Here is a 14598-nt window from a genome sequence, read left to right on the forward strand (position 1 = left end):
CTTGACGGCGCCCAGGGAGACGTAGAGAGCGAACTGGTTCGCCGCCGCGTCGATGGTGACGACGTCCGCCATTACATGCGCGGTGTCGAAAAGGGATATCCGCTGCTGGTCGGAACCGTTGACGAGGCGAACCTGCAGAGGACCGTGGACATCCTGGACAACCACGGCCCGGTCGACATGCGTGACGGCGCGGATCTTGACTCCGGTGCCGCCGATCTGTCGACGAACCATACCGCCGGTACCGGACTTTCGTCTGCGGCAACCGGCCTGCGGGATGTCAACGAGAATGCCGGCACCGACCGCCGGACCGGGACTGCCGAGCAGGAGGAAGTGATCCCGATCGCGGAGGAGGAGCTGCGTGTCGGCAAGCGGGCGGTCGAGCGCGGTGGCGTCCGGGTCCGCAGCTACGTGGTCGAAACCCCGGTGGAGGAGTCCGTCAGGCTGCGCGACGAGACCGTCCATGTGGACCGCCGCAAGGTAGACCCGAACCGCCAGGCGACCGACGCCGATTTCCAGGAGCGGGTCGTTGAACTGCAGGAGACCGACGAGGAAGCGGTCGTGAGCAAGCAGACCCACATCACCGGAGAAGTGGTCGTCCGCAAGGATGTCGAGGAGCGGGAAAAGACCATTTCGGATACGGTACGCCGCACCGAGGTGGACGTCGACAAGGGGACTGCGGGCCTGGACCGTACCGATCTCGACAAGGGACCCGTGCGCTAACGGTCTTCAGGCTGGCGTTGTCTGCTTACGGCGGAGGCTTCGACACCTCCGCCGTATCCACGGGGACCGTGATCGCGAACATCGATCCATGGTCGGGGCGGGAGCAGACCGTCACCGGGTGGTCGAGCAGGGCCGCCGTCCGGCGGACGATGGAGAGGCCCAGGCCGACGCCGCGGAAATCCGTCTGCTCCACCTGATCGATGCGTCGGAATTCCTCGAAGATGTCGTCCAAGCGGTCGGCTGGAATGCCGATGCCGGTATCCCAGACCTCGATGCGGATGTGCTTGCCCCGCCGGCGGCAGGCGAGCAGGATCTTTCCCTCGGCGGTATAGCGCACCGCATTCGCCAGCAGGTTGGCGATGATCTGGTGCAGCAGCACGGGATCGCTGCGGATCATGCCGTCGCAGCGGCGGACCGTAAGCGTCAAGCCGCGGTTTCCGGCGAGGGGGCGGAACTCTTCGCCCAGCCCTTCCAGCAGACCGTCCACGGAGAAGCTCTCGGGGCGGACCTGGACCGCTCCGGTCTCCAACCTGGACAAGTCGAGCAGTCCGACCAGCATCCGTTCGCCGGACTGGTGAGCCTTCATCAGGTTGCGCACCAATTCATGGTTGGAGGTTCCGGCGAGCCGCGCGTCTAGCAGGTCGATGAACAGCCGCATGGCCTGGAACGGCTGCCCCATGTCATGGCTGGCGGCGGCTAGAAACCGGGTCTTGGCTTGGTTGGCGTGGTCGGCTTCGTCACGGGCGATCCTGAGGTCGGCCGTCCGCTGCTCGACCTGGCGTTCCAGGTTGCCCAGCACGGTGGAAAGTTCTTCAGCGAGTTGGATCTTGTCGAGCTTCAGCAGCAGCATCTCGCGTATCCACCGGTTCAGCTTCCAGGCCGCGGTCCACAGGCCGCCGGTAAACACCAGGCCGAGCGCGGCCATGCCGAGATAAACGGGGCTGCCTTCCAGCCCCAGGCGGACGACCAGTGGCAGCATGCAGGGCAGCAGGAATGCCGTGACGACCGGCATCAGCGGGGACAGCGTGGCGACCGATCCGGCGGCCATGCCGCCCAGCACGAAGGCGACGAACATGCGGTAGATCAGGGGATCGGGCATGAGCAGGACCAGCCCGACGCCCCAGATGAGACCCGACACGCCGGACCCCACGGCGAGCCTGGCGATCATGCGGTTTGGGTCAAGGCGCTTGATCGGACTGCCGCTCAGCCATTTCAAATGCACGAAACGGATCCCGGTCAGCCCGATCAGCAGGCCCGCCCAGAGAACGGCATGGTTGATCCGCACGGCGGGGGCGAGGACCATCACGGTCAGGACAGGATTGGCCAGGTTCGCGACCAGAACCAGGGGAAGTTGCTTTACAACCAGCGAAACCTGCTCGCTACGGACATCGAAAGGCCGGCTCTTCCGGTCCGCACCCTCACTGGCCTGTCCCATTGCGCCGCTGCCCCGCTCGTGACATCGGCGCGTATCATACAATGCCGCATTTTTGCCGGGATCTGATTTTTTGACAAAATCGGATCATCGGTGAATTAGTCGGCCTTGCGGTCGAGAAGCCACCCAATGGGGGAGGCACGATACCCTCACGGCGGAGACTGCTCGGTCGCTGTCGTCGGAGCGGCGCGCCGGCCGTTCCATTCCGCCAAGCGAACCACCTTGCGGCCTTCGTCGGGCACGATGCCGTCCGCCATATCCTCCATGCCGGCGACGACCGCGCCCATGGTTTCCGAAACGCTCGCGGCCAGTTCGTTGATGTCCCTGATGTGGTCGCCGATCTCGGCCATGGATTTCCCGGTTTCGCCGGCGATGCTCCGGGCCGCCGTGGCCGCGTTCGCGAAACCTTTGCCGGACTGGGCGAACCGGGCGGCCGCGATCATGCTGTCCAGGGCCAGGAGGTTGGTTCGCACGGCGATGTCCTGGGTCGCCTGGGTCGCCTTGGCGATCCGGCAAAGGCTGCTGTTCAGGGCGCGGAGCGTGTTTCTGACCCGTTCGCGGAGGTCGCCGATACGGTCGAGGGCCGGTTTGACCGAAGCGATGGAGGCCGGACCCGCCGGCTGGGCGGCTTCGGCCAGGGACGCCGGCCGGCCAAACCTCCGGCGGTGGGCGATCCGGGCGGCAGAAAAGCCGATGCATGCCAGGACGGCCGTGCCGCCGAGCGATGCGGCCGCCGCCGTCCCGTAAGGCACTTCGCCGAGGACCAGGACGCCGCCGAAGACCAGCCAGGCAGCGCTCCAGACCAACCCTTGCCACCAGGGCGCCCCGAAGGCGCCTTTCATGCGCATCGCGATCCTCCGTCCGTCGGTGCCAAGCGCCGCGAGGTACGCGCCGCCCGATCCTGCGGACCCGGGTCCGCACATGCCCGAGAGTGTATCGCATTCCGACTCTTAAGGAGTACCTATTCAGGGACATATGGCGCCAGTGACCAATGGCGGTCATCGGTCGATCTGCTTTGTTCGCGCCGCCTAGACGTCAAGGAGGCGCGTCCGACCCTTCCGGCGCTTTGATCGAGTACGGCGTGACGGAAGACCTGTTCACCGCGCCCAAGCAGAAGCACGCCGAGGAACAGGTGACCGGCCGGTTCGGCTGAATCGGCGCGTCAGAGCTGGTTGGGCGGCACGACGCCGAACTTGGCCATGCGCCGGTAAAGCGTCATCCGGCTCACGTTGAGGCTCCGGGCGGCGTCCGCCACGCACCATTTGTGGCTGCGCAGGATCGCCTGGAGCCGTTCCGCCTCGGTACAGGCGGCCGGGCAGGCAGCGGAAACCGCGCCGGAAAAGCGCGGCATGCCCAGGGGAAGGTCGTCGCACCGGATCAGCCCGTCCTCGCAGCCTATCACCGCCGCCCGAACGACCGTCCGGAGCTGGCGGATGTTGCCCGGCCAGTCGTGGCCCATCAGGAGGGACCGCGCCTCGGGTGTCAGGCGGGGCGGGACGGGAAGCCCCTTCGCTTCCAGCTCCAGCGCGCGGTTGATCAGCCCGGCCTTGTCGGCCCGGTCGCGAAGCGGCGGCAGGATGATGCGCAGGCCGTTCAGCCGGTAGAACAGGTCTGCCCGGAAGGCGCCGGAGGCTACCAGCGCTTCCAGGTCGTGGTGGCTGGCGCAGATCACGTGCAGATCCAGCGGAATGGTCCGGTCGCCCCCCAGCGGGATCACCTCCCGTTCGGCCAGGACACGCAGCAGCCGGGTCTGCGCGGCCAGCGGCATGTCGCCGATCTCGTCGAGGAACAAGGTGCCGCCGTTGGCCTGGAGCAGCTTGCCGCGCATGCCGTCGCGCCGCGCGCCGGTAAAGGCGCCCTCCGCATAGCCGAACAATTCGCTCTCGATCAGGCTTTCCGGCAGGGCCGCGCAGTTGATGCCCACGAACGGCCTGCCGGCCCGGGCGCTGGCGTCGTGAATGGCGCGGGCGAAAGCCTCCTTGCCGGTCCCGGTCTCGCCGGCCATCAGGATCGGCAGGTCGCAATCGACGAAGCGGCGGATGCGGCGGACATGCGCCTGCATCTGCGGATCGCCGCCGGCCAGCTCGTCGAGCGGCATATGGCGGGACGGGCGCGCCGGCCCCGGGGAACGGGCGGGAAGCCGGCGCTCCGGATGCCGCCGCCCCGTCGCCGCCAGCGGCATCCGGAGCGTGACCGCCCAGCGCCGCTCGGTGCCGGACTGGCGGACCAGGGCGATCCCCCCGGTCAGCCGGTCCAGCGACGTTTCGAGCACGGCGTCCAGCCGGGCGCCGATCAGGGCCTTGCCGGCGAACAGCTTGCGCGCGCCGCCGTTGATGCCCACCACGGTGCCCGCCGGATCGACCGCGATCATGGCGTCGGTCTCGATCCCCGCCATTTCCGGCGAGCGGGCGAGGGCGAGCACGCAGTTTTCCCGCGTGCGGGCCAGGAACCAGGTGTCTTCGATCCGGCGCGCGGCGGACATGACGAAGCCGTGGACCAGCGACTGGAACTGTCCACCCGCGGGCGCCGTGAGGGAGGAAACGTCCAGGGCGGCCAGCAGCTCCCCGGCGGGTCCCAGGATCGGCGCCACGGAGCAGGTCAGGCCGGTGTGGCGGACCGCGAAATGATCGAAGCGGTGGACCAGGATCGGCTTGCCCGAAGCGAGGCAGGTGCCCACGCCGTTGGTGCCCTCGCAATCCTCCGCCCAGACAGCGCCGCGCTCCAGGCCGGCCCGCGCCATGCGCCCCTCGACCGGCAGGCTGCCGAACCGCTCGATCGTGACGCCGTGCCGGTCGGCCAGCAGGACGACGTAACCGGACGCCGCGAGCTGGGCATGGAGGCCGAGCAGGCTCTCCCGGGCGAAGCCCAGGAACTCGCCGACCGGCTCGACATGGTCGCGCAACTCGGACGGCGTCAGGACGTTTGGGGCGTTGACGGTGGCCGGGTCAAGCCGGTGCTTCAGCACGCAACGCTTCCAGGAGTCGGCGATGATGTCGTGGGGCGGCGTGCTGGTCAGCGCGGCGGCTCCGTCAACCCAGGCCATGATGCGGTCGATATGGTCGCTCGCGGTTGATCCGGGCGCGATCATCTTCCCCCCAATCCGTGACGCCGGTTTTCCGGCCTTCCCGTCTTCGGGTCAGGCTACCTCAATAAATAAATTGAGGCTAGAGCATGAACGGAGCTTAGAAGCAATGCTCGTAAAACCATTTTCTTGTGCGGCGCAATATAAGGGATCCCTGTTTGTGACGAATGCTGTGTGACACGTGTAACGATGTGTGACGCCGAGGCCCTGCCGAACCTGGAGTTTTCCTGCTCGACCGGATTGGCACGCCCATTGCTGCTGCATCTCCCGCATCACTCGATGTGACGGTCCGACGTCTCCTCCTTACGGTGCGGCGCAACCGGCGCCGCACCGATTTCCCGGTCGGGGGCGGGCCGTCCGAAAAAGGATACAGGGGAAACTGCCACGTGGATCATCAGGAGCCTGAAGTCGATATCGAGCGCCGGACCGTCCTGAAGGCGGCGCTGTGCGCCGGAGTGGCGCTTCATCTGGCGCCAATGGCCGGACCGGCGGAAGCCATGGCCCAGGGAGACCCGCGCAAGTCGAGGCCCCAGGCGGGCGACCGGCTGGTGTTCGCCTCCGGCGGGCGCAAGGGCGAGCCGATCGCGGACAAGGATATCCAGCAAGGTCATCAGCAGGTCATGGCCTATAGCCTGGACCCCGCGTCGGAAACGGTCCGCGACGGCTCGCGGCTCAACAAGGTGATGCTGATCCGGCTCGATCCGGCCGATCTGGACGAGGAGACCCGCAAGCACGCCGCCGACGGCATCGTCGCCTTCTCCGCCGTTTGCAGCCATGCCGGCTGCGACGTTTCCGGCTGGCACGGGGAGGAGAGGATCCTCGAATGCCCGTGCCACCATTCCAAGTTCGACCCGCGCGCCGGCGGCAAGGTGGTCGGCGGCCCCGCGCCCCGCCGCCTGGCGCTCCTGCCGCTGGAGAACGGCCCCGAGGGGCTGGTCGTGGCGGCCGGGTTCATCGGCAAGGTCGGCGCCGCGACGTCGGCCTGAAGGCAAGCAACTCAACGAAAAACAATCTTTGGGGAGGAAATCATGGACAAGGGATCGTTGGCGAGAGGCATCGCCGCGGTGGCGCTGATGCTGGGTTCGGTGCCCGCGTTGGCGGCCGGCCCGCTGGACAACTATGCGCCGGTCACCCAGGAGCGGTTGGAGAAACCGGAGGATGGCAACTGGCTGCAATACCGCCGGACCTACGACAGCTGGGGCTACAGCCCGCTGTCCCAGGTGAACGCCGGCAACGTCAAGGACATGGTGCCGGTCTGGAGCTTCTCGACCGGCGTGAACGAGGGACACCAGGCGCCGCCGGTGGTCAACAACGGCGTCATGTTCATCACCACGCCCCAGGCGCAGGTGATAGCGCTGGACGCCAAGACCGGGGACCTGCTGTGGCGCTACAAGCGCGAGTTGCCGGAGGATCTGACCCAGCTCCACCCGACCAACCGGGGCGTGGCGCTGCTGGGCGACAAGGTCTATGTCGGCACGGTGGATGCCTTCATCGTGGCGCTGGACGCCAAGACCGGAAAGCTGGTGTGGGAGCAGCCGGTCGAGGATTACCAGAAGGGCTACTACATCACCATGGCGCCGCTGGCCGCCAAGGGGAAGGTTATGGTCGGCATGTCCGGCGGCGAGTTCGGCATCCGGGGTTTCCTGGCGGCGTTCGACGCGGAGACGGGCAAGCCCGCCTGGAAGACCAGCACCATTCCGGGACCGGGCGAGCCGGGGCACGAGACCTGGGCGGGCGAGACCTGGAAGACCGGCGGCGCCCCGGTCTGGATCACCGGCAGCTACGACCCGGCCACGGGCCTGTCCTACTGGGGGACCGGCAACGCGGCGCCCTGGATGGCCGACCAGCGGGCGGGGGACAACAAGTGGGCGAACTCCGTCGTCGCGATCGATGTCCAGACCGGCAAGATGAAGTCGGCCCACCAGTACCATTGGAACGAGGCGTGGGACTGGGACGAGGTCGCGGCCCCGATCCTGGTCGACGTGCAGCGGGACGGCCGGACCTACAAGAGCCTCGTCCATGCCGGCCGCAACGGCTATCTGTGGATCCTGGAAAGGTCGGGGGACGAGATCAAGTTCGTCGACGCCAAGCCCTTCGTCCGGCAGAACGTGTTCAAGAGCCTGGATCCCAAGACCGGGCGGCCGACCTATGACGAGACCAAGGTTCCGGGCACCGGCAAGCGGGCGGACTTCTGCCCCTCGCTGTGGGGCGGCAAGGACTGGCCGCCGGTGGCCTACAACCCGCAGACCCGGCTGATGTATATCCCGGCCAACGAGAACCTGTGCGGCTATCTGGAAGGCAAGCAGACCGAGTACGAGCCCGGCCAGCTCTATATCGGCGTCGCCATCTCCGACATCGGCATGACAGTCCATCCCGGCGCCGACCATATCGGCGAGCTTCAGGCCTGGAACCTGGATACCGGGCAGAAGGTCTGGACCCAGAAATTCGACAAGTCGCAGAACTGGGGGCCGGTGCTGACGACAGGCGGCGGCCTGGTCTTCATGGGCGGCACCAACGACCGCTTCTTCCGGGCGTTCGACGCCAAGACCGGCGACAAGCTGTGGGAGACGCGGACGAACTCCGGCGTGACGGGAGTGCCGGTATCTTACGAGGTCGACGGAGTGCAGTACGTCGCCGTCCAATCCGGCTGGGGCGTCGATGCCCAGCGCAAGCAGGAAAAGCTGGCCCAGCTCGGCTATGCGACGCTGGACGTGCCCCAGGGCGGCGTCGTCTGGGTCTACGCGCTTCGCAAGTAGATCCGGGAGATGCTTCGGCTTCGATCGGTGCCGGGAGATCCGCCGTCGCGCTGGTCGGCCGAGATCGTGGAAGGCTGCGGGGAATTCCGCAGCCTTCTGCTCGGGACCGGACGGGACCGCCGCTACATCATCGACTTCTGCGTGGTCGCGGACCGGCCAATGATGCTGATCAGCCTGACGGACGGGACACCGGAGGCCGCGGTCTACATCGAAGCCGGCAGGGTCATCCTGGAGGACCGGTGCCGGCACGCCGCCGTGGTGGAGGACGGGATGTTGCGGGAGGAGGGCGGGTAGAGGCGTTTCGATGGCCCTGCCGGGGCGCTCTCCCGCAACAAGCGGCTTGACGTGGCCTCCGGATGTGCGAACCTTTCCGTCATCTGCAAACAACGGAAAGGAGGTGATCCAATGTCTCATGGAGCAAAGCCGGTCATTGCCGTGCTGTTCGGCATCTCGGCTCTTCTGACGGCTGGGGTCGCCAGCGCCTGCCCTTCGCATACGACCCACTCCGCTCAGGCCCCGGCCAGCGACACCGTCGCCGACCAGGCCAAGAAAGTGCAGAGCGAGACACGCGGCTGACGACCGGCTGCACCATGGTAGGAAGCGGGCCGTCCCACACCGGGGCGGCCCGTTTTCCTTTGGGCCGGCGGGACCGGCTTTCCCGGGCCGCAGATGACGGCGAGGGACGAGGAGGGGCGCCCGTTTTGGATGTCGCCCCGCGGTGCGGTTCCTTATTCACGATGTCAGATATCCCTGAGCACGGGCATGGTCCGCGGTGGACGGGTCGGCGGATGCTGTCCTGATCGTCAATACGCAGCGGATCGGCCGGAAAGTCAAGGATTATTTTCCTGTTCCGTCACCGTGCCGCCGCCACCCCCGGTATCGGCCGCAAGTGTCGGCAAAGGTCATGATTCCGAAGGATGTTGACATGGCACCCCCCGGTTATGGACGCAAATGTAAACATTCTCGGCGGTCGGGCAGTTGCGGTAACTCATTTGGCTTGAGCGGTCCGGCCCCATCAGCGGTTCGGAGATCGTTAGGTATTTTGCCCTAAGAGTGCCTAACATAACCATCGTTCGACGAAGCGGAAGGTGATGAGGGCTGCGGCGAGGTGATTGAAGGCGGCAAAGATATCGATCCGGCGTTCGTAGCGCACGGAGATCCGCCGGAATCGGGCGAACCATGCCAAGGTGCGTTCGACCTTCCAGCGGTGCCGGCCGAGCCGTTCGCTGTTTTCGATGCCGCGGCGCGCGATGCGGGGAATGATGGCGCGCCGGCGCAAGGCGCGGCGGCAGCGGGAGAAATCATAACCCTTGTCGGCGTGGAGCTTGGCGGGACGGCGGCGGGGCCGTCCGGCGCACTGGCGAATGGCCGGGATGGCGTCCACCGTGGCCTCCAGCATGCGGCTGTCGTGGACGTTGGCGGCCGACAGGGTCACGGCCAACGGGATGCCATTGGCGTCGATGACGACGTGGCGCTTGGAGCCCGGCTTGCCGCGGTCGGTCGGGTTCGGCCCGGTCTCCCGGCCCCCCTTTTTGCCGGGACGCTGGCGCTGTCCAGCGCCGCCCGGCTCCAGTCGATCGCGTTGGCCTTGCCCAGCCGGTCCAGAAGAACGTGGTGCAACGTCTCCCAGACCCCCGCGGACTGCCAGTCGCGCAACCGCCGCCAGCAGGTCATGCCCGAGCCACAGCCCATCTCTTGCGGCAGCATCTCCCACGGAATGCCACTTTTCAACACGAACAGGATGCCGGTCAGCGCCGCCCGGTCATCGACCGGCGGCCGACCACCTTTCGGACGGGGCGGACGGGACGGCAACAGCGGCGCCACGACCGCCCACAGCTCATCGCTGACAAGGGGTTTCGCCATGCCCTTCAGATAGGCGGCGCCAGCCTCTCATCAAGGTTTTGTTAGACGCTCTAAGTGCTCGTGACGATCAAGGATTAGCGGTCCGGCACAGTGGTTTCGATGAGTCCGGCGGCGCGGAGTGTCGTCGGCCGGCGTCGGCCTACAGTTGGAAGCCCGCGTCGTTCACGACGGCGGTTCCCTTATATCCGGGCCTCGGCCCGACACGAGCCTGACGACGGCGTTTCCGGCGCTCTTCATGGCGGATACGACCGGCCAGACGCACCAGGCCTGCAAGAGCGTGGCGGCAGCGCCGGTCAGGGTGGCCAACAGCATTCCGACGGTGGTGACGCCGGCCATTTCGCCCATGGCGCCATCGGAAATGCCGATCGCGGCGGCTAGGGCCAGATAGCGAGGATAGTGGCCGAGGCAGAGGGCCAGGATGAAGACGGCGGCGGCGGTCAGGGGGCTGGCCGCCGAGGCGGCGAAAACGCCGATCAGCTCGATCAGGGGTGCCAGAGCGTCACGGTGGTCCATCGGCCATACCTCCCGGATAGGCATCATAAACCTTTGCCGGCCCGTGCTGGAAGAGGCGGGACGCCGCCGGCTCCGGAAGAGCGGCGGCGACCCTTACTTTCGGATCACAAGACCAGCAGGGTGAACGGCCTGACATGGGCCTGGGCCATGATCAGCAGCCCGACCGGGACTGCCAGCGCCGTCGGCCGACGCCATCAGGACCGGGTTGATGCCCAACCGCTCCGACGTGATCTTCGGCAGGCCGCCGAACAGCACGTTCCTCATGTGGAAGATGCCGATCCCCCGGCAGGACGACGATCGGAATCGTCGCCACCACGGGTCGAGAACATCATGCTTTCGAATGGATCATAAATCTGGCGCCACATTGCGTGTCCTCCCATGGCTCCGATCAGCGTGCCCTGTTCCATGCCTTGGAAGGCCCATTGGTTCGTATCAAACAGCTTGCAACGGCGACAGTGGGGATGCCCACATTTCAGGGCTTCGGGAACCAGTCTTGAGGAGGAGCATCGAACTCTGGTGCGCCGCACAATCCGCTACGTCCCGCGCGGCGCACCCAATCCTGGAGAAGTTGACTTTCAGAAGTTCCGGTTCAGTGATCCACAACCAGATATTGCTTGAACCTCTGCCAGTTCGAGACGTAGCGGTCGGCGCCCTTGCGCATCTCGGCGATCTGGTCCTCGGTGAGCTGGCGAATCACCTTGCCGGGGGAGCCCACCACCATGGAATTGTCGGGGATCTCCTTGCCCTCGGTGATCAGGCTGTTGGCCCCGATCAGGCAGTTCTTCCCGATCCTGGCGCCGTTCAGGACGATGCTGCCGATTCCGACCAGGGACCCCTCGCCGATGGTGCAGCCGTGAAGCATGACCATATGGCCCACCGTGACGTTCGCGCCGATGTCCATCGGGAACCCGGGGTCGGTGTGGAGCACGGAGCCATCCTGGATGTTGGCGTTCTCGCCGATGGTGATCGGTTCGTTGTCCCCCGGATGACCGCGTTCCACCAGACGCTTGCGTTGCGCTTCATGATCACGTTGCCGATGACGACGGCGTTGGGCGCTATCCACCAGGCATCGCCTTCGGTCTGAACCCGAACATCCCCCAAAGCGTATTTCATGGTCTGGTCTCCCTTGCTGAGGCTGGCTATCCATTGACGGGTACGACCTGGGAAAACAAGGTTCAGTCGGCATGATTGCAAATTTGGGCAGGCGGGGCCTTGCCGTGCGGGTGGCGGTCGTCCTGGCGGTCGCGGCGGGCGTCGCCCTGTCGGATCGCCTGGCCGACGCGGTCGGGAACGTGCGCGACGCGGCGGTGGGGGCGAGGCGGACCGACCTGTTCGTTTCCGGCGGGCTGACCCACAGGGCGGGACGCGAGATCGTCGCCTTCATCGAGGCCCACCGGGGCGAACCGGTCCGCCTGGTGCTGGACAGCCCCGGCGGCTATGCTGGAGCCGCCGACCGGGTGCGCGAGGCGGTGCTGGATCATGGCGCTGTCGGGACGGTGGTCGCCGGCTACAACATCTGCGCCTCGGCCTGCACCGCCATCTTCGCGGCCGGCCGAAGCCGGGCGGCGGGAGAGAACGCCCGGTTCGTCTTCCATGCCCCCCGCCTGGTGATCGGGCCGGTGTCGCTGCCCGATCCGTTCGGCGGGGACCCGGCCCGCTATGCCGTGCCGAACGATCCCGGCGGGCGCATCGGAACGGCGCTCAAGGGGTTCCTGGAACGCGGGGATGCGCTGGACGACGGGGAGACCGGGGCTTCCGCCCTCGACCTGGCGCGGATCGTGCCGGGCTGGATCACGGAATTGCTGCCCTCCGATGCGGCGATATGACGGGTTATTTCGGCAGGCGCATGTTGGTGTTGAACGGGTGCCGCCGGTGTTTGTTGAACCTTTGGTCAATCCAAAGGGGGAAAAATGTCGATCATCGCTTGGATCATTCTGGGACTCATCGCGGGCTGGATCGCCAGCAAGATCATGCACGGCTCCGGGTCCGGCCTTGTCATCAACCTGGTGCTCGGCATCGTCGGCGCCTTCGTCGGCGGGTTTCTGTTCAGCGCAGTCGGCGGGACCGGGGTCACCGGTTTCAATATCTGGAGCCTGATCGTCGCCGTGATAGGCGCCATCGTCGTGCTCTGGATCTACAACGCCGTCGCGGGCCGCCGCAGGGTCTGAGGGCGGTGAGGGCGGTCCGCTTCGAATTCGGCCGGTAGCGCCTTCAGAACCGGCGGTTCGGATCGTAGGTCGGCGTCGGCGCTGCTAGCCGAGACCGGCCTACGATGCGCCGGCCTTGATGGGCCGGTCGCAGGTATCGCGATACTTTTACGATCTTAGGTTGTCATCCCTTGCGGCGTTCTGTCAGAATGCCTTTGTAGCATCGATGTTGCATAGCAGCAAAAGATGTCGCACCATGGAGGCAATGCAATTCTGCTGGAGCGGATCAAGCGATGGTTGCCACCAAGAACCCTACAAGGCGGACCGGCAGACAGCCTGCCCAATCCGACGCCAAGCCCGCCACCCCGGCCCGTAAGCCCGCCATCCGGTCCCGCGCGAAGAGCGCGGAGAATGCGCCGGACGTGATGACGGACCCGGTGGCGACCCCCCGCAATCCCCGGCGGAGCCCGAAACGGCGTCACGGCCCGAAGCCGCTCCGGTGGCGGAGGCCGCGTCGGCCGAACCGCTGCCCGAGGCCGCCGCTCCCGAACCCGAGCCCGCCGTTTCGGAGCCGGAGCCCGACGCTTCCGAGGAGGCAACGGCGGCAATGGCCGAGGAGCTTGGCGTGGACCAGGACGTGGACAAGCTGGCGAGCCTTGCCGAGCAGGTCGTCCACGAGGCCGAGGCGATGGCTGGGGAGGCCGCGCACAATTTCCAGAAGGCGATGCAGGCGGCCACTTCCGGGGGCGGCGTCGTGCCGACGCTGGGCGGGGTCAACTCCTATCTGCGCCTGTCGGTCGAGATCAACGCCCGGTTCATGGAGGAATTCGCCAAGGTGCGTTCCCCGGTGGATCTCGTGGGGCTCCAGATGCGCTTCCTGGAGGAGCACCGGGCCGCCATGCTGGATTTCGCCCGCCAGTGGGTGCCGAAGACGCGCGAGTCCTGAACCGCGTCTGCGACACCTGTCGCAGGCCTGTAGCAACAGGCGTCGCACCGGCACCTGGACATATGCCGAAAGCCGTTGCCGACCAATAGCTTGGTATGATGGCACGGCGGTTGCTCTTCCCTCGACACGGACCCGGTTCACAAGGGTCCGCACCCGAGGGAGGAGCAGACATGCAGCTCAATCGAGAAGAGCTACTCCAGAGCTATCGCACCATGTGCACGATCCGCGAGTTCGAGGAACGTGTGCATACCGAGTTCTCCGAAGGCGGCATCCCCGGCTTCGTGCATCTCTATGCCGGCGAGGAGGCTTCGGCCGTCGGTGTGTGCATGCACCTGGACGGCCGCGACAACATCGCCAGCACCCACCGCGGCCACGGCCACTGCATCGCCAAGGGCTGCGACGTCGTCGGCATGATGAAGGAGATCTTCGGCCGGGGCGACGGGCTGTGCGGCGGCAAGGGCGGCTCCATGCACATCGCCGACCTGTCGCGCGGCATGATGGGGGCGAACGGCATCGTCGGCGGCGGCCCGCCGCTTGTCTGCGGCGCCGCCCTGACCGCGAAGACCCTGAAGACCGGCGGGGTCGCCGTGGCCTTCGTCGGTGACGGCGCGTCCAACCAGGGTACCACCCTGGAAAGCTACAACCTCGCCAAGGTCTGGAACCTGCCGGTCATTTTCGTGGTAGAGGACAACGGCTATGCCGAGGCGACCGCCAGCGTCTGGTCGGTGGCCGGCAGCCAGTCCAAGCGGGCGGCGGCATTCGACATTCCCTCCTATGAGTTGGACGGCAACGACTTCTTCGCGATCCATCAGGCTGCCGGCGAGGCGATCGAACGGGCGCGGGGCGGTGGCGGGCCGAGCCTGCTGCATGTCAGGCTGACCCGCTACTACGGCCATTTCGAGGGCGACGCCATGACCTACCGCGCGCCCGGCGAGGTCGAGACGGCGCGGCGCGAGCGCGACCCGCTCAAGTTCTTCCGCCAGCGCGTGACCGAGGCGGGGCTGCTGGAGCCTGCCCAGCTGGACGAGATCGAGGGCGAGGTAAAGTCGCTGATCGACCGGTCCGTCATGGAGTCCAAGGCGGCCCCGCCGCCGGCCCCCGACCGCCTGCTGACCGACGTCTACGTCTCGTACTGAGAG

The 14598-nt window shown here is 66.7% G+C and carries 15 protein-coding genes and 1 pseudogene; 10 read left to right on the top strand and 6 right to left on the bottom strand.

Annotation, left to right across the window (positions count from 1 at the left end; genetic code table 11):
- The first annotated feature begins 75 nt into the window (after window positions 1–75).
- Window positions 76–720: a YsnF/AvaK domain-containing protein gene (locus DPR14_RS10925; protein WP_211103963.1), complete on the top strand. Its 645-nt coding sequence runs from the start codon at window positions 76–78 to the stop codon at window positions 718–720.
- A 25-nt stretch (window positions 721–745) separates the two neighbouring features.
- On the opposite strand, the gene DPR14_RS10930 is transcribed toward DPR14_RS10925, so the two are convergent.
- Window positions 746–2155, bottom strand: a complete 1410-nt coding sequence (locus tag DPR14_RS10930; protein WP_158045157.1) for a sensor histidine kinase — start codon at window positions 2153–2155, stop codon at window positions 746–748.
- Window positions 2156–2301: 146 nt separating this feature from the next.
- Complete coding sequence (locus DPR14_RS10935; RefSeq protein ID WP_192499403.1) at window positions 2302–3000, bottom strand: methyl-accepting chemotaxis protein; 699 nt, start codon at window positions 2998–3000, stop codon at window positions 2302–2304.
- A gap of 143 nt (window positions 3001–3143) precedes the next feature.
- Between DPR14_RS10935 and DPR14_RS27340 the strand changes: the two genes are divergently transcribed.
- Window positions 3144–3305: a hypothetical protein gene (locus DPR14_RS27340; RefSeq protein WP_192499404.1), complete on the top strand. Its 162-nt coding sequence runs from the start codon at window positions 3144–3146 to the stop codon at window positions 3303–3305.
- 9 nt (window positions 3306–3314) lie between these two features.
- Here the strand turns inward: DPR14_RS27340 and DPR14_RS10940 are convergent, their stop codons facing one another.
- Complete coding sequence (locus tag DPR14_RS10940; RefSeq protein ID WP_158045159.1) at window positions 3315–5240, bottom strand: sigma-54-dependent Fis family transcriptional regulator; 1926 nt, start codon at window positions 5238–5240, stop codon at window positions 3315–3317.
- Between the two features lie 380 nt (window positions 5241–5620).
- Here DPR14_RS10940 and DPR14_RS10945 point away from each other — a divergent pair, with 380 nt between their 5' ends.
- The 4 genes from DPR14_RS10945 to DPR14_RS27345 all read left to right on the top strand — a co-directional run bounded on the left by DPR14_RS10945 (window position 5621) and on the right by DPR14_RS27345 (window position 8566).
- Entirely contained in the window at window positions 5621–6220 is a 600-nt protein-coding gene (locus DPR14_RS10945; protein WP_158045160.1) for a QcrA and Rieske domain-containing protein, read from the top strand.
- A gap of 42 nt (window positions 6221–6262) precedes the next feature.
- Window positions 6263–7990 carry a methanol/ethanol family PQQ-dependent dehydrogenase gene (locus DPR14_RS10950; protein WP_158045161.1) on the top strand — a complete coding sequence of 576 codons (1728 nt, stop codon included), beginning with the start codon at window positions 6263–6265 and terminating at the stop codon, window positions 7988–7990.
- Window positions 7991–7999: 9 nt separating this feature from the next.
- Window positions 8000–8284, top strand: a complete 285-nt coding sequence (locus DPR14_RS10955; protein ID WP_158045162.1) for a hypothetical protein — start codon at window positions 8000–8002, stop codon at window positions 8282–8284.
- Window positions 8285–8395: 111 nt separating this feature from the next.
- Complete coding sequence (locus DPR14_RS27345; RefSeq protein ID WP_192499405.1) at window positions 8396–8566, top strand: hypothetical protein; 171 nt, start codon at window positions 8396–8398, stop codon at window positions 8564–8566.
- 481 nt (window positions 8567–9047) lie between these two features.
- Here DPR14_RS27345 and DPR14_RS10960 read toward each other — a convergent pair.
- The 3 genes and pseudogenes from DPR14_RS10960 to DPR14_RS10970 form a co-directional block, all read right to left on the bottom strand.
- Window positions 9048–9853: pseudogene (locus DPR14_RS10960) on the bottom strand (IS5 family transposase).
- Between the two features lie 162 nt (window positions 9854–10015).
- Window positions 10016–10366, bottom strand: coding sequence for a hypothetical protein (locus DPR14_RS10965; protein WP_158045163.1), 351 nt, complete (start codon window positions 10364–10366; stop codon window positions 10016–10018).
- Between the two features lie 589 nt (window positions 10367–10955).
- Entirely contained in the window at window positions 10956–11366 is a 411-nt protein-coding gene (locus tag DPR14_RS10970; RefSeq protein WP_246149169.1) for a gamma carbonic anhydrase family protein, read from the bottom strand.
- A 184-nt stretch (window positions 11367–11550) separates the two neighbouring features.
- Between DPR14_RS10970 and DPR14_RS10975 the strand changes: the two genes are divergently transcribed.
- The 4 genes from DPR14_RS10975 (at window position 11551) to DPR14_RS10990 (ending at window position 14595) form a co-directional block, all read left to right on the top strand.
- The gene (locus DPR14_RS10975; RefSeq protein ID WP_158045164.1) at window positions 11551–12192 is read left to right on the top strand and encodes a Clp protease/crotonase-like domain-containing protein; all 642 of its coding nucleotides are present in this window, start codon (window positions 11551–11553) and stop codon (window positions 12190–12192) included.
- A gap of 84 nt (window positions 12193–12276) precedes the next feature.
- Entirely contained in the window at window positions 12277–12534 is a 258-nt protein-coding gene (locus DPR14_RS10980; protein ID WP_158045165.1) for a GlsB/YeaQ/YmgE family stress response membrane protein, read from the top strand.
- 478 nt (window positions 12535–13012) lie between these two features.
- Window positions 13013–13459 (top strand): hypothetical protein, encoded by a 447-nt coding sequence (locus DPR14_RS10985; RefSeq protein WP_158045166.1) that lies wholly within the window; start codon window positions 13013–13015, stop codon window positions 13457–13459.
- A gap of 170 nt (window positions 13460–13629) precedes the next feature.
- Entirely contained in the window at window positions 13630–14595 is a 966-nt protein-coding gene (locus tag DPR14_RS10990) for a thiamine pyrophosphate-dependent dehydrogenase E1 component subunit alpha (protein WP_158045167.1), read from the top strand.
- Window positions 14596–14598: the final 3 nt, after the last annotated feature.

Source organism: Skermanella pratensis (assembly GCF_008843145.1).
Lineage (GTDB): Bacteria > Pseudomonadota > Alphaproteobacteria > Azospirillales > Azospirillaceae > Skermanella > Skermanella pratensis.